We start from the raw sequence: 19,783 nt of genomic DNA, 5'->3' as shown, positions 1-19,783 counted from the left end.
AAGGAACGCCTGCATGCCAGCCATCACGGGCGGCGCACCGGTATTGCTGCTGGGGCTGGACTTCGGCTCCACCACCAGCAGCGCGCTGATCGCCCAGGCCAGCCTCAGCAGCCATTGCGTCACCGGACGCATGGCCCTCAATGAACCCCGCGTGCTGTTTCGCGGCGACCCGGTGTTCACGCCGTTCAAGGACGACATCATCGACACCGGGGCCATCGGCGACTTGATCGAAGGCTGGCTGGAACAGGCCGGAGTCCGCCCGCAACAGCTGTTTTCCGGCGGAGTGATCATCACCGGCCTGGCCGCCCGGCGGCACAATGCCCAGGCCCTGGCGCACCAGGTAGGACAGCTGCTCGGCAACGCCCTGGTGACCCGGGCCGACGACGGCGGCCTGGAATCCTGGCTGGCCTTCATGGGCAGCTGTTCGGCCCTGAGCCGTTTCCATCGCCAGCAGCCACTGCTCAACCTGGATATCGGCGGCGGTACCACCAATGCCGCCTGGGGCCTGGATGGCAACGTCCTGGCCAGCGGTTGCCACTTCATCGGCGCCCGGCACTTGCAATTCCACCCCGGTAGCTATCGGCTCAGGGAACTCTCGGCGTTCGGCCGGGCCCTGCTCCAGCACCTGGGCATCGCCAGGGAATCCGGCCAGGAGCTCATGCCCCTGGAGCGGGACGCCGTTCTCGCCTGGTACGTCGCGGCGCTGCTGGCCATCGCCGAAGGCGACCGGGCGTTCTTCACAGGACCGCTGGGCCGGCTGGTCGAGCAATTGCCGCTGCTCTTGCCCCAAGGCCATGCAAGCGCCGCGTTGACCTTTTCCGGCGGCGTCGGCGAGCTGCTCTATCGCCACCTGCAAGGCGAAACGCTGCCCGGCACCACCTTCTATGGCGACCTGGGTATCGACCTGGCCCTGGCCATCGCTCGCCAGCCCCGACTGGTGGGGGACGCCACCCGACTGCTGCCGGAAAACCGCGGGCGAGCCACGGTCTATGGCCTGACCCTGCACAACACCGAGATTTCCGGCAGCACCCTGTTCTTGCCACGACCACAAGTGCTGCCGCTCAAGGACCTGCCCATCGTCGCGCGCCTGCCCATCGATGCCAGCGAGCGCCAACTGCGCGACGCCCTGGGCCTGGCCCTGGGCAGCCGCGACGGCGCCTGCCTGCAATTGCTCGATGACGGCCAGGTTCCCCGGCTGGAGCAGGTCCGCCAGCTGGGCACGCGCCTGGCCCAAGCCCTGCAAGCCGCGGCCCCGGAGCCGCAGTGGCCACTGGTGCTGCTGCTGGAAAGCAACATCGGCAAGGTCCTGGGCAACTACGCCACTGACTGGGGGCGCAGTGCCTGCAACCTGATCGTCATCGACGAGGTACGCGAGCGCTCGGCGCACTTCATCAACCTGGGAAAACCCCATCAGCACATCGTGCCCGTCGCCTTCTACGGCGTGCACTGAGGCGATGCGAACCAAGGAGAGTCCTGCCATGCCACTCACCGAACTCCAGCACATCCGCCTGCCCGAGATACCCACCGAGCGCAGCTACGGCACCCGGGTCCTGGATCGCGAGATCCACTTCGCCAGCCTCAAGGCGGTGCTCGGCGCCGCCGACATCAGGAAGGCCGGGGACCGCGTGGCTGGCCTCGCAGCGGCCGACGAAATCACCCGAGAAGCGGCCCGCAAGGTGCTCTCGGAGCTGACCCTGGGCCACTACTTCGAGCACCCTCTCACCGATCGCCATGGCCGTATCGACAGCGTGATGCAGGTCAACTACGACATCGACCACCAGGTGTTCGCCGAGATATCCGGGCTGACCCTGGGCGCCCTCAAGGACCGCCTGCTGCGCAGCCACGGCACGCAGATCCGCCGCATCGGCACGGGCCTGACCGGGGTGATGGTCGCCGCCCTGGCCAAGCTCCTGGACGTGCACGAGCTGATCCTGCTGTCCAAGAAGCTAAAGAGCGGTGCGGCCGCCAAGGCCCGGACCCTGGTGGGCCTGCCTGGCACCCTGTCGTCGCGCTTGCAGCCCAACCACCCCACCGACAACCTCAGCGGCATCACCCTGCTGGTGTACACCGGGCTGAGCATGGGCTCGGGCGACGCGCTGATCGGCCTCAACCCGGCCATCGACACCGTGGACAACATCAGCGCCACCCTGCGCCACCTGGACAAATTGCGCCGGGAAACCGGAGCGCCGACGCAGATCTGCGTGCTGTCGCACATCAAGACCCAACTGGCCTGCCTGGACCAGGGCGCGCCGGTGGAAATCATGTTCCAGAGCCTGGCGGGCACCGAGCGCACCCTGACCGACGAGTTCGACGTCACCGTGCAACTGCTCGACCAGGCCTGGCAGGCCATGGCCGAGCGGGGCCCACTCAGGGACGTGGCGGAAAACTTCATGTACTTCGAGACCGGCCAGGGCAGCGAGCTGACCTACGGCAAGCACGAAGGCATCGACATGACCACCTGCGAAGCGCTGTGCTACGGCCTGGCCCGGCGCTACCGCCCGTACATGGTCAACAACGTCACCGGTTTCATCGGCCCGGAAACCCACCTCGACAATTTCGAGATGACCTACGCCTGCCTGCAGGACCAGTTCATGGGCAAGCTGCTGGGCCTGCCCATGGGCATGGCGCCCTGCTACACCTTGCACTCCCAGGTGACCCTGGAAGGCCAGCAGATGGCCACCGAGCTGCTGACCGCGGCCGGCGCCAACTTCTTCATGGACGTGTACCTGAGCACCGACCGCATGCTGGCCTACTTCGACACCAGCGCCCACGACAACCAGACCCTGCGCGAAGTCCACGACCTGGCACCGGCTCCGGAGTACCTGCGCTGGGCCCTGGGCAAGGGGATCTTCCAGGAGGATGCCCATGGCAACGTCGAGCGCGGGCCGAACTGGGGCAACCCGCGGATCTTCTGCGAGTCGGACATCGACTTCCAGCGCCTGCTGGAGTCCACCCCGGCCACCTACGGCTTCGACAATGCCGGGCCGCGCCCGGCCAACAACGTCTCGCGCATCGTGCGGGCCAACCTGGCGGTAGCCCGGGAGGCGATCTACGTCGACCTGCGTCCAGCCGAGTTCGGCGAGATTCCCCTGCGCGAGCTGCGCACCGCCGCCCCGGACAAGCTGGCCCACCTGCAAGACCCGGAACTGGGCGCGCGCCTGACCGAAGAGGTACTGCGCCAGCTGCAACCGGAATACAACGACGTGCAGATCGTGATTTCCGATGGTCTCAGCGCCGAGGCCATCCACCACAACATTCCCGAACTATTGCCCGTGCTGATGGATGGCCTGCGCAGCCGTGAACTGCGCGTCGGCCAGCCGATACTGGCGCCCTATGGCCGGGTCAAGCTGGCGGAATCGGTGGGCGAGGCGCTGCAACCGCAGCTGATCATTGTCTTGATCGGCGAACGTCCCGGCGGCGATGCCCTGGCCTCGCGCAGCATGTCCGCCTATCTGGGCTATCGCTTGCCGGACGAACAGGCCCGGCGCGCGGCGGCGCAGTTCAGCGGCAACCCGCAGATCGGCTACGAATACACCGTGATCTCGAACATCTACAGCGGCGGCCTGCCGCCGCTGGAAGGCGGCAGCCTGGTGGCGGAGAAGGCCTTCGCCATCCTGCAGCACCGGGCTGCCGGCAACCGTCTGGAAAACCTGCTGAAGAAGGTGGCATCCTGATGATCCGCCAGCATTCGGCAACGCCCCTACATCGTTGAAACGGAGACTGAGATGGCCCAATTTTCCCACAGCGTAGGTTCTCAGACCTATCGCTTCGACAGCCTCAAGGAAGTCATGGCCAAGGCCAGCCCCGCGCGTTCCGGGGATTTCCTGGCCGGGGTCGCCGCCCTCAACGACGGCGAGCGGGTGGCCGCCCAGATGACCCTGGCGGACATCCCCCTCAAGCACTTCCTCGAGGAGGTGCTGATTCCCTACGAGTCCGACGAAGTCACCCGACTGATCATCGACAGCCACGACAAGGCGGCCTTCGCCCCGGTCAGCCACCTGACCGTCGGTGGTTTTCGCGACTGGCTGCTCAGTGACGCCGCCGACGAGCAGAGCCTGCGCGACCTGGCCCCGGGCCTGACCCCGGAAATGGCCGCGGCGGTATCGAAGATCATGCGCCTGCAAGACCTGGTGCTGGTGGCGCAGAAAATCCGCGTGGTGACCAAGTTCCGCGGCACCCTGGGCCTGCGCGGGCGCCTGTCCACCCGCCTGCAGCCCAACCACCCCACCGACGAACCGGCCGGCATCGCCGCGAGCATTCTCGACGGCCTGCTGTACGGCAACGGCGACGCCATGATCGGCATCAACCCGGCCACCGACAGCATCGCCTCGATCTGCGCCATGCTGGAGATGCTCGACGCCATCATCCAGCGCTACGAGATTCCCACCCAGGCCTGCGTGCTGACCCACGTCACCACCTCCATCGAGGCGATCAACCGTGGCGTGCCCCTGGACCTGGTATTCCAGTCGATCGCCGGCACCGAAGCGGCCAACGCCAGCTTCGGCATCAACCTCAACATCCTCAAGGAAGGCTACGAAGCGGGGCTGAGCCTGAACCGCGGCACCCTGGGGCAGAACCTGATGTACTTCGAGACCGGCCAGGGCAGCGCGCTGTCGGCCAACGCCCACTTCGGCGTCGACCAGCAGACCTGCGAAACCCGCGCCTACGCCGTGGCGCGGCACTTCAAGCCGTTCCTGGTGAACACCGTGGTCGGTTTCATCGGGCCGGAGTACCTGTACAACGGCAAGCAGATCATCCGCGCCGGCCTGGAGGATCACTTCTGCGGCAAGCTGCTGGGCGTGCCCATGGGTTGCGACATCTGCTACACCAACCACGCCGAGGCCGACCAGGACGACATGGACAACCTGCTGACCCTGCTGGGGGTGGCCGGGATCAACTTCATCATGGGCATCCCGGGCTCCGACGACATCATGCTCAACTACCAGACCACGTCCTTCCACGACGCCCTCTACGCCCGCCAGACCCTGGGCCTGAAGCCCGCGCCCGAATTCGAGCAGTGGCTGGCGCGGACCGGGATCTTCACCCAGGCCGACGGCAAGGTGCATTTCGGCAACAACCTGCCTCCGGCCTTCCGCCAGGCACTGGCCCAGTTGGGATAAGGAACAGGCTCATGCAAAAACACCCGAGCGACTCGCAAAACCCCTGGCTGGAACTGCGCCGCCTGACTCCGGCGCGCATCGCCCTGGGCCGCACCGGCACCAGCCTGCCCACTGGCGCCCAGCTGGATTTCCAGTTCGCCCATGCCCAGGCCCGGGATGCCGTGCACCTGCCGTTCGACCATGCCGGACTCAGCGCCCAGCTGGCCGAGCGGGGCCGCGACAGCCTGCTGCTGCACAGCGCCGCCACCGATCGCCACAGCTACCTGCAACGCCCGGACCTGGGCCGCCGGCTCAGCGACGAGTCGGCCCAGGCCCTGCGCGAATACGCCCAGGCCCACCCTGGCGGGGTCGACCTGGCGGTCGTGGTGGCCGATGGCTTGTCGGCGCTGGCCGTGCATCGCCATACCCTGCCGTTCCTGGCGCGCATGGAAGAACAGACCGCCGCCGAAGGCTGGTCGCTGTCGCCGGTGATCCTGGTGGAACAGGGCCGGGTGGCGGTGGCCGATGAAATCGGCCAGCTGCTGGGCGCCAAGATGACGGTCATCCTGATCGGCGAACGCCCCGGGCTCAGCTCTCCCGACAGTCTGGGGCTATATTTCACCTACCAACCGAAGGTCGGGCTCACCGATGCCTACCGCAACTGCATCTCCAACGTACGCCTGGAGGGCCTGAGCTACGGCATGGCCGCCCATCGGCTGTTGTACCTGATGCGCGAAGCCTGCCGCCGGCAATTGTCGGGGGTGAACCTCAAGGACGAGGCGCAGGTCCAGACCCTGGACAGCGACTCGCCCGCGGACATGAAGGGCAACTTCCTCCTGGGCCCGCCCCAAGTGTGATTTTGCAAGACGATTGCGCTTTTTAACCGCTTTGGGCAGCATCGCAACGCGGCTGCCCGAGTTCTCCAATCTGTGCCGTCACATCCACTTGAAGTTGAGAGCCATCATGCGGATTACTCAAGCAACCCTCGAGCACCTGGATCTGTTGACCCCGCTATTCGTCAAGTACCGCGAGTTCTATGGCGCCCTGCCTTACCCGGACTCTTCCCGGGCGTTCCTGGAAAAGCGCCTGCGGCGCAAGGAATCGGTGATCTACCTGGCCCTGGCCGATGACGACAGCAGCAAGTTGCTGGGCTTCTGCCAGCTCTATCCGAGCTTCTCGTCCCTGTCCCTCAAGCGTGTCTGGATCCTCAATGACATCTACGTCGCCGAGGATGCCCGCCGCCAACTGGTGGCCGACAACCTGATGCGCACCGCCAAGAAGATGGCCAAGGAAACCAATGCCGTGCGCATGCGGGTCTCCACCAGCAGCGACAACGAAGTGGCGCGCAAGACCTATGAGTCCATGGGATTTCGCGAGGACACGGAGTTCAAGAACTACATCCTGCCCATAAGCGAAGACTGAGAGCGGCCCCGGGCCTGATGCCAGCCAGTTGAGCGAGATGATCCTCTGTGGGAGCAGCCGGTCGATGCTCGTTAACGGTAGCGCGTATCGACTGGATAAACGCAGCGCCCTGAAGTCCATCGCGGGCAGGCCTCGCTCCTACCCTCTCCTTAACTGATCGGCATTCGTCCCCGGTCCCAGACCGCGGAGCCTGTCAGCGTGCCGACAGGTTGCGATCGACATGTGCCGCTACAATCTGAACACGCATTTCACCTGCCAGCCTTTATAATGCCGGCCTTTCCGCCCTCAAGAAAAGTCGCATCCCTTCATAGCCCTTTTCTCATAGCAATCGCACAGGCCTGCCGAGCCAGGCCATCACCACAGGTGCTTCAATGGATTTCAACCCGATCGACCTAATCCTCCATCTCGACGTCTATCTCGACATGCTGGTGACCAACTACGGGCCCTGGATCTACGCCATCCTGTTCCTGGTGATCTTCTGCGAGACCGGCCTGGTGGTGACCCCCTTCCTGCCGGGGGATTCGCTGCTGTTCATCGCCGGCGCGGTGGCTGCCGGTGGCGGCATGGACCCGGTGCTACTGGGCGGGCTGCTGATGCTGGCGGCGATCCTGGGTGACAGCACCAACTATGTGATCGGACGAACGGCTGGAGAACGCTTGTTCAGCAACCCCGACTCGAAGATCTTCCGCCGCGACTACCTGCAGAAAACCCACGATTTCTATGAAAAACACGGTGGCAAGACCGTGACCCTGGCGCGCTTCCTGCCCATCATCCGGACTTTCGCACCTTTCGTGGCCGGCGTGGCGAGAATGCCCTACCCGCGTTTCTTCGCTTTCAGCGTGGCGGGCACCATCCTATGGGTCGGTGGCCTGGTGACCCTGGGCTACTTCTTCGGCAACGTGCCGTTCATCAAGAAGAACCTGTCGCTGCTGGTGGTGGCGATCATCCTGCTGTCCCTGGTGCCGATGATCATCGGCGTGCTGCGCAGCCGTTTCGGGCGTGGCGCTGAAAAAGCCGGGAGCCGCTGAGCGGCATGTGGTCCTTGAGTGCCTGGCGCCGTAAACGCCGGCTGGCCAGGCATCCGGTCAGCGACCGGACCTGGCAGCAGGTCCGCCAGCAATTGCCCTTCCTCGACGGCATCAGCACCGCCGAGGACCAGTGGTTGCGCGAAGCCAGCGTGCTGTTCCTGGACGACAAGCACCTGACAGCCCTGCCAGGAGTCGAGCTGCACCAGGAACAGCGCCTGTTGCTGGCCGCCCAGGCCCAACTGCCGTTGCTGCACCTGGGCGACCTGAACTGGTACCAGGGTTTCCACGAAATCATCCTCTACCCCGACGACTTCAAAAGCCCCCAGCGCCATCGCGATGCCAGTGGCATCGAGCACGAATGGGACGGCGAACACAGCGGCGAAGCCTGGCAACAAGGGCCGGTCATCCTGGCGTGGCCCGGGGTCCTGGCCAGCGGTGGCTGGGAGGCCTACAACCTGGTGATCCATGAGCTGGCCCACAAGCTGGACATGCTCAACGGCGACGCCAACGGCCTGCCACCGCTGCACGGGGACATGCGCATCAGCGACTGGGCCCAGGTCATGCAGGCCGCCTACGACGATCTCAATCGCCAGCTGGACGAGGCCCCGGATACCGAGACAGCCATCGATCCCTACGCAGCAGAGAACCCCGCGGAATTCTTCGCGGTGACCAGCGAGTATTTCTTCAGCGCTCCGGATTTGCTGGTAGCGGCCTATCCAAAGGTCTATGAACAGCTACGGTTGTTCTACCGGCAAGACCCACTGGCGAGGTTGCAGCAACTTCAGGCCCACGATCCGGTCTATCAAGCGCAGCACTGATGTCTTGCCAGGCAGTTACGTCATTCATCCGAAGGCACTGCGACAGGCCATGCCAGGCTCGCCTGCTGGGCGACGCGACCAAGGTTCTACGACCCTTGGCACGTGGCATAGATAGCGCAGTGTGTCTATAATCTGCGCCACTTTTTGGTCAATCAACGGGGGCAACGCCCAATGAGCTACAGCAAGATTCCAGCGGGCAAGGACCTGCCGAACGACATCTACGTCGCGATCGAAATCCCGGCCAACCACGCGCCGATCAAATACGAAATCGACAAAGACAGCGACTGCCTGTTCGTTGACCGTTTCATGGCCACCCCGATGTTCTACCCGGCCAACTACGGTTTCATCCCTAACACCCTGGCCGACGACGGCGACCCCCTGGACGTGCTGGTCGTGACTCCCTATCCGGTCGCCCCGGGTTCGGTGATCCGTGCTCGTCCGGTCGGCATCCTGAACATGACCGACGATGGCGGCGGCGACGCCAAGGTGATCGCCGTTCCTCACGACAAACTGTCCCAGCTGTACATCGACGTGAAGGAATACACCGACCTGCCAGCGCTGCTGCTGGAGCAGATCAAGCACTTCTTCGAGAACTATAAGGATCTGGAGAAAGGCAAGTGGGTGAAGATCGATGGCTGGGGCAACGCTGACGCCGCCCGCGCCGAGATCCAGAAGTCGGTTGCCGCCTACAAGGGCTAAGAAGCAGCTACAAGCTTCGAGCGACACGCCTCAAGAAAAGCCCCGAGTGATCGGGGCTTTTTCATGGGTGACAGAAACCTGGCTGGCAGGCCGCATCCTTGCGTGCCTGGGGTCCCAGGGAAGATATTTTTCTGTTTCAGGCCTCTGGCTCGCGCTTTACGCTGGGAATTCCAGATGAATATGCGTATGCTGCGCCCCACCTTTGCGCATCGGCCCCCATGGCCAGATCGCCCGACGAGGCGGATGATTTTCCCGCCAGTCCCACAGCCAGCCGCAAGAGCTGGGTGTACGTTTTGCAGGCTGGTGCGGTTTACCAAAAATAAGCCAAGCCAGCCCTCGAGAAGCCGGCCACAAGCCGGCTTTTTAATGCCTGGAAAACCTCGCTCCGCCTCCCCGCCGAACAAGTACTTCTCCAACCTCCTATGGAACGAGTACAGCCTGTCGTTTTTGTCGCATTTTTGCTTTACATGATAAAAAATCTGCTTAAGTCTAATGACAAAGAAATTAGCACAGGCAAAAAACAGAATGACGCAAATTGCGACAGAAGCCCTGCCTGAATTGATGGGCCTGGACAGCATGCGAGTCTGGGATACCGAGTTGGCCTTCGCTCACCTAAAGGGCCTGGGCGAAGCGGACACCAAGCGCACTGCAGAACGCCGCCTGCATAGCCTCGACCTGCTGCCCGCAGCTTTATCGGAACACGATCTGCGCGATGAGCATGATCGCCCGGCGAATCCGCTGGTGCTGGCCTGGGCCATCGACCAGGCACGTAAGCGCCGTGATCGCGTACTGTTCGCCCAGATCGACAGCTTCTCCAACGGGCGGCCAGTGCTGCATGCCAATGACGCCCGTGGCGCACGATTCTGGGTACCGTTGCCCGGGACAGGTAGCGAGGCCATCCACAAGGCCCTCGTTGCCCTTCAGCACCACGTCGACAAACCCATCGCCGTTTTCCCTCACGGCGCACTGGTCGGTGCGACCCGGGCAATGGCTAGCAGTCAGAACATCCAGTTCTGCCTACCTGCCTATCAAGGAGTGCTCCCACCGAAGCAGCACAACGCTGAACGCAGTGCGGAGCTTGCCCATGTGCCATGGCTCAAACGCCTGGAAGCCGAAAGCATCTACATCATCCGCGAAGCCGTGGCCGAGGCAAAAAACCCGGTACTGCTCTACTCCGCCGGCAAGGACAGCGATGTCATGCTGCATCTGGTACGCAAGGCATTCTATCCATCGACACCACCACTGCCCTTGCTGCACATCGATACCCTCTGGAAATTCCAGGAGCTGTATCTGTTCCGGGATTCCGTCGCCCAAGAGAGCGGCATGGAACTCTTGGTGTACACCAATCCACAAGCACTCGAGAAACACATCAATCCGTTCGACCATGGCTCGGCCCTGCATACCCAGATCACCAAGACCGAAGGCCTGAAACGAGCCCTGGATCACTATCGATTCGATGTAGTGCTGGGCGGCGCTAGGCGCGACGAAGAAAAATCACGAGCCAAAGAGCGCATATTCTCGCCACGCCCGGCCTCTCACCATTGGGATCCCCAGGCCCAGCGCCCCGAGCTATGGAGTCTCTACAACAGCCGCCAGGCATCCGGCACAAGCATCCGGGTGTTTCCGCTGTCCAACTGGACCGAATTAGATATCTGGCGGTACATCCAGCAAGAGAACATCGATGTTGCCCCCTTGTACTTCGCCAAACCACGCCCCGTGGTGATGCGCCCGGAGATGATCATGATGGTGGATGACGGGCGCTGCCGCCTGCTACCGGACGAAAAGATCCAGATCAGGACAGTGCGCTTTCGCTCCTTGGGCTGCTATCCGCTCACCGGCGCCCAGGAATCGGATGCGCAGACAGTACAGGCCGTTATCCAGGAACTGATGCACAACTCGAGATCCGAACGACACACCCGAAAGATCGACACCGACAACATCGACTCCATGGAAAAGAAAAAGCGCGAGGGCTACTTCTGATGACGGATAACTCGACTTCGATACTGATCGTGGGCGGTGGATTCAGCGGTACGCTAACGGCCATCCACCTACTGCGCGCCACCGCCGACCAGGCTGTCGCCATCACCCTGATCGACCCGGCCAGCACACCAGGCCGCGGCCTGGCCTATCGTGGCAACGATGACAATCTGTTGTTGAACGTACCGGCCGGCAACATGAGCGCATTTGCCGACGAACCATCGCACTTCGTGGACTTTTGCCAGCAGATCGACCCCTCGATCAACGTCGGCAGCTTCGTTTCCCGCCGGCTTTACGGACGCTACCTGCAGTTGAACCTGCAGCGGGCCATGAGCGCCGCGGCTGAGCGGCTCAGTTTCGTACAGGACCAGGTTTGTGCGCTCCAGAGCCAGCCAAACCGAGCCGGCTTTACAGTCCAACTGGCCTCCGGTCGCTACCTGGCTGCGCAGCATGTAGTCCTGGCCCTCGGACACCAGGTACCGGGCTTTCCGCTACCCTTGCCGCCCAAGGAGTTCGAGAAAGTGATCGAGCCCTGGGATTTCCAGCGTATGAGCCAGCTACCCGGGGATGCCCCCATTCTGATCCTGGGCACCGGCCATACGGCTGTGGACGCGCTGTTCCAACTGACCCTGCAGGGGCAACACCGCAGGATATGGATGCTGTCCCGCCACGGCTTGCTACCCCATGCTCACCGGCTCAATCCTGTTCCTCCGCCCGCCAGCCAGTACCCTGCCTACCTCGGTGAAACGCCGCTGCGCGTACGTACTCTGCTGCGGGAACTGCGCAAGGAAATAGCCCGGAAGGCATTGGCAGGCTGCGATTGGCGTGACGTGCTCAACCAGCTCCGCCCCCATACACCGCGCCTATGGCAAGCCATGCCCCTGGTCGAACGCCAGCGCTTCCTGCGCCATGGCATGGCCTTCTGGGACATCCACCGTCATCGCCTGGCACCACTCTCGGCAGATCGACTGCAAGCTCTGCAAGAAAGCGACGATGTGCAGGTCCTGGGTGGCCGCCTCACAGATGTGCGAGCCACCAGCCAGGGAATGCTACAAGTGCAGTTCAGGGCTCGCTGCCAGCCTCGGGAACTATCCCTGGAGGTCGCCGCGATCATCAACTGCACCGGCCCACGGATGTCCATTGGCTCTCATTCCAGCCCCCTGCTACAGCAACTGGCCCGGGATGGATTGCTGGTCCCCGACGCCAACAACCTGGGCGTGCTGATCGATGACCACTATCAACCCACCTGTTCCAGCGGCCGGGCCACCCCAGGGCTGTGGTACGTAGGCCCTATGCTCAAAGCGCAGCACTGGGAAGCCATTGCGGTGCCGGAGCTTCGAGGGCATACACAACGACTCGCACAATACCTGGCTAGGCAACTGGCTATACACCCTGTGCTCCCCACTCATGCTGAGCTCGTCTGATCATGCCAGAAACCGCCCTTCACCCCTCCCAGTCCCGGGACACCGTTCGACCGGCGCCTGTCGTCGACGCCCCCAATCAGCACCAAGACTCCCTGCGCCTGATCACCTGTGGAAGCCAGGGCGATGGCAAGAGCACCCTGGTAGGGCGGCTGCTGTGGGAACTGCACCAGGTTACGGAAGATGAAGCCGACAGCTTGCGTGCCGATAGCCAGCTCCATGGCAGCCAGACCAAGGACATCAACTATGCCTTGCTGGTCGACGGTCTTGCCGCCGAAAGAAAACAGGGCACGACCATCGACGTGACCTACCGTTTCTTCTCCACCTCGCGCCGCGCTTTCATCGTGGCGGACACCCCCGGCCATGAGAGCTATAGCCGCAACATGGTGACCGGGGCCTCGACCTCGGATGTCGCGGTACTGGTGGTCGATGCAGTGCAAGGCATGCGTACACAGACTCGTCGGCATGCCTGCTTGCTATCGGCGCTGGGGATTCGCCACGTGGTCCTGGCGATCAACAAGATGGACTTGGTCAGAGATGGCCAGCGAGCATTCGATGCCATCCAGGATGAGTTCCAGGCAACTGCGTCAGCCTTGGGGTTCACCAGCGTCACAGCCATTCCCATCTCGGCCCTGAAAGGCGACAACCTCACCACCAGGTCGGCTCGCACCCCCTGGTACTCAGGGCCGACCCTGATCGGCTGCCTCGAAACCCTCGAAGTTCAGCGTGGCAACAGCGCCAGGGTGATATTCCCTGTGCAGTGGCTCAACAACCCCGATAGCGGTTTCTGCGGCCTCAGTGGCAGCCTGGTATCCGGCGAACTGGCCCCTGGTGACGAGATACGAGTCACCGCTTCTGGAAGGGCCGCCAAGGTCGCTCGACTCGTCACCGCCGATGGCGACCTGCCCAAGGCGATGGCCGGGGATCCCGTGACACTGGTGCTGGACCAGGATGTGAAGGCCTCGCGAGGAGATGTGCTCGCGCTGGCAGACCAGCCATTGCCTATGAGCGATCAGTTCGAGGCCACCCTGGTCTGGATGGTCGATGACGCTGGACTCATCGGCAGGACCTACGAGTTGAAACTGGCTACCCAATGGACCACCGCCAGCATCACTACTCTGAAGTACAAGATGAATGTGGATACGCATTCCCGGGAGGCATGTCGCCAGTTGGGCCTCAATGATATTGCCGTGGCCACCCTGGCACTGAGCAAGCCGCTGGTATTCAGCCCCTATACCGAATCTCAGGTATTGGGAGGGTTCATCTTGGTCGATACCTTTAGCCATGCAACCGTGGCCGCTGGCATGATCCGCCATGATCTGCGCCGGGCGCAGAACGTACATCGCCAGGCTTTGAGCATCACTCGCCAGGACCGTGAACGACTCAATGACCACAAGGGCAAGGTCATCTGGTTCACAGGTCTGTCGGGCTCCGGCAAATCCACCATCGCCAACACCCTGGAGCAGGAGCTTCACGCCCAAGGTAAGCGCACCTACATCCTGGACGGTGACAATGTGCGCCAAGGTCTAAACAAGGACTTGGGTTTCACCGACGCTGACCGCGTGGAAAACATCCGCCGCGTTGCGGAGGTAGCCAAGTTGATGATGGATGCAGGGATAATTGTGATGACAGCCTTCATTAGTCCTTTCAGGGCAGAGCGTGAAATGGCACGACAATTAATCGGCGAAGAAAACTTTATTGAAGTTTTTGTCGACACTCCACTTCAAGTTTGCGAACAGCGAGACCCTAAAGGACTATACAAGAAAGCTCGCAATGGACAATTACCCAACATGACAGGAATAAGCAGCCCTTATGAAACGCCACTTAACCCCACAATTTTAATCAGCGGCAACCAGAGCGAACCGGAAGAAGCCTTATCAATACTGATAAATTACTTGGCACAACTAAGGTAGACTATAAATCGACAAAACTCAAAAGCAAGAATTTTAACTATTAATGGATCACTAGAAAGGCGTCCTTACCGCCAATAAATGAGCCAACCTATTGCCAATCACCATTCATCGCCCCAACTATATTCGTTCGAACTATTAGAACCTCCAAGCTCTCTCACAAATACTGAGCGAGAAATTCGACTAACGATTTTTCGCCACTTCCCCTGCAAAGTTTTGTCAACACGGGAAATGTGCAGTCACGCATAAAAAACATCCGTTGCTTCCTCACAAAAAATCAAATTTCTGCAGTACTCAGCATTACCCCAGCTTTTGAGTTATGCCTGCATAAAACATACCGTTATTAACGACTGACCGAAGGCCATAAAACTCTGCAAGTGGACATTGTGCTTGGTCCTTTTTTCGAACCCAGCGGTCTATTCGGCAATTACCATCGATTGCACTAGACACGCCCTCAAAGGCTTGTCATGAGCCCCTCGAGCCTTGTCATCGAGTACCCGAAAATAGTTTATCAACCATGTTTAGATTTCACCTGAAAAAGATCTTAAATCGTAAAACTTTGTAGCGATGCTACCGCCCCCAGGTCAAAGAAAGCATTAACTTCCTTCACCACAAGCTCCAAACTTAGCTCCTCCCCCACCGCACTCCTTGAAAAAATTTATCCACTGCTCCCTCTTACCCCACATCGACTCAAAACCATTTCCGTGTATCAGAATCTAAACTCAGTCTGATATAGAGATAACCTTTGTACAACTCGAACTTATCCACAACCAAACACAGCGACTGATCTTCGGGCGGCGCACTCAATACTACTTATGCTGAAGTTTCTCCCGCAATTCCACGGGCTTCGCTGTCCGAGCACCTGGACCATATACAGCGCAACAAGTCGATCGCGCGCTTTAACGGGGAAGTCTATCAGTTAACGCGCCGTGCGCCGACAACAGTCCAGCCTGCCAAGTAGCTGCGATGCGCTTGCGACTGCCAAGACAACCGACATGCTAAGCAAAACATTAAGATTCACTAACCCCGTAAACAACCTGAAAGCCCGTGCAGCCCGCACGAAGATAAAACTCGTATGCCCAATGGTGCTTCCCCAACAACGAACCGCTAAGTAGAAAGCCGCAAACCTTCAACCAGCTCAGATGAAAAATTTCGGTAAGCAAATCCTCACCACTGCCGCTCGCCACAGATAAATTAACTCAATAAAGATGCAAAATAGATGATTGGAGCTGACTAAGCTCTATATTTTCTGCGCCGAGAAATCTGATCTAAATCAAACACCTAAACACAGCACTACAGCCAAACCGGCTAATCAGAATGAGCGACAAACAGGGCTCTGAGGAAAACTGAATAGGTCCTGAGGTTGCAGGAGCGCGAACCTGGCAAAACCCCGCCCAGCTAGAGCTATCATCCACAACGAGAAGTAGGTATGTAAACGTCAACATGACCCTATATTGAATGGCAAAACCCACCATAGCCCGCGACAATCCTGCGCACTGATTCAACATAGGCACCGAGATGTGCTTAGCATAGAAGTAATACCGGTTACCGCTCCACTTTGAGCGAGTTTCCTGATCGTGCTTACCGTCCGAATCGCTAGTCTAACTTGACCAATGGTTCAACGTGATAATGAGAGTGGCGCTCTAGGGCAACGACAAGCCGCGGAGCGCACGAAAAGTTCCGAAAAAATTTATGTTTTTTTCAGCAGGTAGTAACAATTTATGGTAACGGTTTCGTCGGAGGCATAATCAAGACTCTCCCCAGAATACTGACGTAAGATCACGATCATGTATAACGCCGCCTCCAACGCTGGATCGCTTTAATCGAACGACCGCATGCCCCCAAGCTATCTGGACTGGATCAAAGCGACCACTCCCTCCTCCAAACCACACCTTGACCATCAGAAGTGCCTCCTACAGGCCAGCTTTCACTTACCGACGTACTCGCGAAGGCCCCTATCCCATTAAGAAAAATCCGTGACAGGAATTCTGGGGACCCGGCCAAAGCAGTGCCTCTTCCTCAGAGTTTACTTAAGGAGTGATAAAGCTTAAGTTTTCCTGTTATTCGTGTTCGAACAAGTCGCTGGCTTTAAAGGTTCCGCCTTTCTATAAAGGTATTGATTTATCCAAGAGCTCTGCTTTCGTGCTTTATTCCGCGGCGATCTAATGGCCCTCATGAAAAAACCGCTTAGACGTAGTGGCCCTCTGTCACTAAAGCGCCACCAGTGCCAGCAGTGCTGAGTGCTGGTATTAGGCATTTTCCCATCGCTGCAAGCATGCCCCTCAATGCAGCCCAGCGCTTGGCCTCAACGCAGACAAGCATTGTTGGCTGGCTAACCATTGAAACAAAGAGCCGGATTGTACCTGCCGAAAATTGCTGTAATACTTCTCGTTTTATAAGGGTCTATACTCCTGTTTCCTACAGGGTGTTCAGTTCGTTGCAACGGGGTATTCGTGTCTATTATTACAGTATGTAGCCCTCCTCGCCTGCAATCGCCTGATCCTCACGGAGCCAAAGTTGTGGTGCTGATGTGCACTTACAATGGGGAGCCATTTCTGGCCGAGCAACTCGACTCGTTTGAGCGGCAGACTCATTCCAATTGGTCCTTAATGGTCTCCGATGATGGATCTCTGGACGGGACCTCCAAAGTCTTGGAGGGTTACCGTAATCGTTGGGGCCACAACAGATTAATGATACTGGAGGGCCCCAAAAGGGGTTTCGCCGCCAACTTTCTCTCCCTGACGTCTCAAGCCCATAGTGATGCCGATTTTTTGGCGTGGGCGGATCAGGATGACATCTGGAATGACGATAAGTTGGAAGCAGCTCTGGCTTGGCTGCAGACCGTGCCCGCTCATAGGCCAGCCCTCTATTGTGGCCGCACCGAATTAGTTGGGGAGACCGGTACTCATCTTGGGTACTCACCCCATTTTCGGCTCGCGCCAAGCTTCTGCAATGCGCTGGTTCAAAGCATCGCCGGGGGTAACACGATGGTTTTCAATCAAGCCGCTCGTACGCTTCTGTGCGAGGCCGGGGCCGATTTGAAAATACCCGCTCACGACTGGTGGCTGTATCAACTGATCACTGGAGCTGGAGGAGTTGTTCACTACGATCCTGAGCCAAAAATGAAATATCGACAGCATACTGAAAACGTGGTCGGCAACAACTCCGGGTGGCTTGCAAGGCTGATTCGTTTACGAATGGTCTTCCAAGGACGCTTTCATGAGTGGAATGAACAAAATATACAGGCGCTGGACACCATGCATCACCGGCTGTCCAGCGACAACCAGATGACGCTTGCTCACTTTAAGCGCGCACGCAAGCAAAAAATCCTTCGTAGGATTTCTGGGATTTGGCTGGCAGGGCTTTACAGGCAAACATTGCTGGGAAATTTCGGACTCATTCTCGCTACCGTCATGAAAAAAATATAAATCTGGGGGTTTTCAAGGGAACTGGGCCTGCCAATGCAATAGGCAGCTATACATACCTTTTCCCGTATCCACTCACATTTTGCCTTGTCAGCATAATGCGTCTTGGAGGGATAATTTCAAAGCCGCGACAGGTTGTTCAAGACTATCAAAGAGACGTTTTTATCTTTTGTCAAAACATCAAAAAAATAGAGTTTTTGATAATGTATCCAGTTGATGCAAAAAAAAATGTAGTTATCGTGCTGGGTATGCATCGTAGTGGCACCAGCGCCATAGCAGCCGGCTTAGAACAGCTAGGCTTAGTTATGGGGAGCTCATTATTCAAAGGCGACGAGTGGAACCCTAAAGGCTATTTCGAAGAACGTCAGATCGTCGAATTCAACGATAAGCTGCTCGCCTCATATGATCGGCGCTGGGACTCACCGTTGCCACCTTCACTTGAGCACGGCCCACAATGGGAACAATTTATCGAAGAAGCAATGGGGTTGGTGCAAGGTCTGTTTGGCAACACGCCTGCCTGGGGGTTCAAGGATCCCAGAACATGCTTGCTGGCACCGTTTTGGGGGCAAGTATTTTCGCAGATGGGAATTCAGCCGAAATTGATGATGGTGGTGCGCAATCCTGCTGAGGTCACGCACTCCCTAGCTCGGCGCGATGGCATCTGTGAAAGTCGTGCTGCATGGTTATGGATGAACCACCTGCTGGGCTCCTTGGACTATCTGAATGTCGTGGAGGATATGAAATTTTTCGCATTCGATCACTTGCTAAGTCAACCAGACGATTTTATAGCTGATGTGGCCGCCTGGTTGGATGTCATCCCAGCGCCAGACGCAGTAGCGCACTTCGCCCGCGATTTTATCGCCCCCTCACTATCCCACGGCACACAGGCTCCTCAAGCAAGACTTCCTGCATTGGTGGTAAACGCTTATGCATGCTTGCACGATGCATTAGAGAAAGGGGTATCGCCCAGAGCTTTCCGTGAAAGCGCCGAATGGAGGAGCATTGTCTCGGAATATCAATGTAATATCGTTCCGACACTTACTTCAGTGCAAAGCTTCTACAAAAATGATCGACAGCTGACGGTCATGGAATCACGTATTCTTGCATTAAGCAAAGGATTGGAAGCAGCCGAAAAATTGGCCTTGAGCCGGTTGGATGAAATGCAAAAGCTTGACGCTCAACTCATACAGACCAGCGATGCGCTAGCTCATGCAGAGCAGATTGTGCAGAACCTGCAGGATAATTTGGCGCATAGGAGCGATGAGTGTACGTGCCCTCGCGGAGACGAATCGCTGGCCGAAGAAAATTTTCAGCAGATGGAGGAGCTCAAAGCTGAATTGTCTCAAACAAGCGGCGCGCTCACTCGTGCAGAATTGATCGTAGTGGAACAACAAAGCATCATCGCTTCTCAAAGCGAGGTGTATGCACGCTTTTCAGAGGCTGAACAGTTAGCGGTAGAGCGCCTGGGCCATATGCAAAAACTGGACTCCCAACTGGCCGAAACCAGCGCGGCATTGGCTAGCGCCGAGCGAATCGTGCACGAACAGCAGGAAGCACTTGAGCGTAGAGACGAATGTCTGGCACGGTTTCGGGACATTGAGTCACTCGCGGTCCAACGCTTGGAACGCATGCAAATGCTGGATGCCCAGTTAATAAAAACCAGTACTGCGCTGGCTCATGCCGAGCAGCTAGTAAATGAACGCCAACAAGTGTTTCAACGCAACGATGAATTACTCAAGCGTCTCATCGAGATCGAGGCCCTTGCCCTGGAACGCTTGGCGGAGATGCAAAAGCTCGATGCTCAGCTGATCCTGACCAGTGATGCATTGGCTCACGCCGAACATGTTGTGCTGCAACAGCAAGAAGAGCTGAAACAGGCGAATTTACAAATATTGGGTTCCGACGATGTAAAAGCACCTAATCCGGGATCGAAGCAAGAGACGCCAAAGCTTAGGTAGTTTTGGCTGATTTCAAAATTATTGTG

At 58.9% G+C, this 19,783-nt stretch carries 13 protein-coding genes; all 13 read left to right on the top strand.

Features of this window, described 5'->3' with window-relative positions; all coding sequences use genetic code 11:
• The first annotated feature begins 13 nt into the window (after nt 1-13).
• The 13 genes from AC3WK8_RS14560 to AC3WK8_RS14500 all read left to right on the top strand — a co-directional run bounded on the left by AC3WK8_RS14560 (nt 14) and on the right by AC3WK8_RS14500 (nt 19,757).
• Nucleotides 14-1,450 (top strand): ethanolamine ammonia-lyase reactivating factor EutA, encoded by a 1,437-nt coding sequence (locus tag AC3WK8_RS14560; protein WP_085596950.1) that lies wholly within the window; start codon nt 14-16, stop codon nt 1,448-1,450.
• 28 nt (nt 1,451-1,478) lie between these two features.
• Complete coding sequence (locus AC3WK8_RS14555) at nt 1,479-3,674, top strand: ethanolamine ammonia-lyase (protein ID WP_103325156.1); 2,196 nt, start codon at nt 1,479-1,481, stop codon at nt 3,672-3,674.
• A gap of 51 nt (nt 3,675-3,725) precedes the next feature.
• On the top strand, nt 3,726-5,120 hold the full coding sequence (locus tag AC3WK8_RS14550) for an ethanolamine ammonia-lyase subunit EutB (RefSeq protein WP_022641227.1): 1,395 nt from the start codon (nt 3,726-3,728) through the stop codon (nt 5,118-5,120).
• An 11-nt stretch (nt 5,121-5,131) separates the two neighbouring features.
• Nucleotides 5,132-5,956, top strand: a complete 825-nt coding sequence (gene eutC, locus AC3WK8_RS14545) for an ethanolamine ammonia-lyase subunit EutC (RefSeq protein WP_022641228.1) — start codon at nt 5,132-5,134, stop codon at nt 5,954-5,956.
• A gap of 106 nt (nt 5,957-6,062) precedes the next feature.
• A complete protein-coding gene (locus AC3WK8_RS14540) occupies nt 6,063-6,521 on the top strand; it encodes a GNAT family N-acetyltransferase (RefSeq protein ID WP_031320590.1) in 459 nt (152 codons plus the stop codon).
• Nucleotides 6,522-6,892: 371 nt separating this feature from the next.
• A complete protein-coding gene (locus AC3WK8_RS14535; RefSeq protein WP_022641230.1) occupies nt 6,893-7,549 on the top strand; it encodes a DedA family protein in 657 nt (218 codons plus the stop codon).
• Between the two features lie 5 nt (nt 7,550-7,554).
• On the top strand, nt 7,555-8,367 hold the full coding sequence (locus AC3WK8_RS14530) for a M90 family metallopeptidase (protein ID WP_103325157.1): 813 nt from the start codon (nt 7,555-7,557) through the stop codon (nt 8,365-8,367).
• Between the two features lie 171 nt (nt 8,368-8,538).
• Nucleotides 8,539-9,066 (top strand): inorganic diphosphatase, encoded by a 528-nt coding sequence (gene ppa / locus AC3WK8_RS14525; RefSeq protein WP_103325159.1) that lies wholly within the window; start codon nt 8,539-8,541, stop codon nt 9,064-9,066.
• 525 nt (nt 9,067-9,591) lie between these two features.
• Nucleotides 9,592-11,046 carry a sulfate adenylyltransferase subunit CysD gene (gene cysD / locus AC3WK8_RS14520; protein ID WP_103325161.1) on the top strand — a complete coding sequence of 485 codons (1,455 nt, stop codon included), beginning with the start codon at nt 9,592-9,594 and terminating at the stop codon, nt 11,044-11,046.
• Complete coding sequence (locus AC3WK8_RS14515; protein ID WP_103325162.1) at nt 11,046-12,467, top strand: FAD/NAD(P)-binding protein; 1,422 nt, start codon at nt 11,046-11,048, stop codon at nt 12,465-12,467. The genes cysD and AC3WK8_RS14515 overlap by 1 nt, the downstream gene beginning before the upstream one ends.
• 2 nt (nt 12,468-12,469) lie before the next feature.
• Nucleotides 12,470-14,377: an adenylyl-sulfate kinase gene (gene cysC, locus AC3WK8_RS14510; RefSeq protein WP_103325164.1), complete on the top strand. Its 1,908-nt coding sequence runs from the start codon at nt 12,470-12,472 to the stop codon at nt 14,375-14,377.
• A 2,525-nt stretch (nt 14,378-16,902) separates the two neighbouring features.
• Nucleotides 16,903-17,802 carry a glycosyltransferase family 2 protein gene (locus AC3WK8_RS14505; RefSeq protein WP_103325228.1) on the top strand — a complete coding sequence of 300 codons (900 nt, stop codon included), beginning with the start codon at nt 16,903-16,905 and terminating at the stop codon, nt 17,800-17,802.
• 200 nt (nt 17,803-18,002) lie between these two features.
• Nucleotides 18,003-19,757, top strand: coding sequence for a sulfotransferase family protein (locus AC3WK8_RS14500; protein WP_146043262.1), 1,755 nt, complete (start codon nt 18,003-18,005; stop codon nt 19,755-19,757).
• The last annotated feature ends 26 nt before the right edge of the window (nt 19,758-19,783 follow it).

It is taken from the genome of Pseudomonas sp. FW507-12TSA (genome assembly GCF_058781435.1).
Note: the sequence above shows the minus strand (reverse complement) of the source record. Positions and strands in the feature narration are given on the sequence as shown.

Excerpts from the sequence above, each read along its gene's own strand:
- eutC (WP_022641228.1), top strand. The coding sequence starts at position 5,132 with ATGCAAAAACACCCGAGCGACTCGCAAAACCCCTGGCTGGAACTGCGC.
- ppa (WP_103325159.1), top strand. The coding sequence starts at position 8,539 with ATGAGCTACAGCAAGATTCCAGCGGGCAAGGACCTGCCGAACGACATC.
- AC3WK8_RS14535 (WP_022641230.1), top strand. The coding sequence starts at position 6,893 with ATGGATTTCAACCCGATCGACCTAATCCTCCATCTCGACGTCTATCTC.
- AC3WK8_RS14505 (WP_103325228.1), top strand. The coding sequence starts at position 16,903 with ATGTGCACTTACAATGGGGAGCCATTTCTGGCCGAGCAACTCGACTCG.
- AC3WK8_RS14500 (WP_146043262.1), top strand. The coding sequence starts at position 18,003 with ATGTATCCAGTTGATGCAAAAAAAAATGTAGTTATCGTGCTGGGTATG.
- AC3WK8_RS14560 (WP_085596950.1), top strand. The coding sequence starts at position 14 with ATGCCAGCCATCACGGGCGGCGCACCGGTATTGCTGCTGGGGCTGGAC.
- AC3WK8_RS14555 (WP_103325156.1), top strand. The coding sequence starts at position 1,479 with ATGCCACTCACCGAACTCCAGCACATCCGCCTGCCCGAGATACCCACC.
- cysD (WP_103325161.1), top strand. The coding sequence starts at position 9,592 with ATGACGCAAATTGCGACAGAAGCCCTGCCTGAATTGATGGGCCTGGAC.
- AC3WK8_RS14530 (WP_103325157.1), top strand. The coding sequence starts at position 7,555 with ATGTGGTCCTTGAGTGCCTGGCGCCGTAAACGCCGGCTGGCCAGGCAT.
- cysC (WP_103325164.1), top strand. The coding sequence starts at position 12,470 with ATGCCAGAAACCGCCCTTCACCCCTCCCAGTCCCGGGACACCGTTCGA.
- AC3WK8_RS14540 (WP_031320590.1), top strand. The coding sequence starts at position 6,063 with ATGCGGATTACTCAAGCAACCCTCGAGCACCTGGATCTGTTGACCCCG.
- AC3WK8_RS14515 (WP_103325162.1), top strand. The coding sequence starts at position 11,046 with ATGACGGATAACTCGACTTCGATACTGATCGTGGGCGGTGGATTCAGC.
- AC3WK8_RS14550 (WP_022641227.1), top strand. The coding sequence starts at position 3,726 with ATGGCCCAATTTTCCCACAGCGTAGGTTCTCAGACCTATCGCTTCGAC.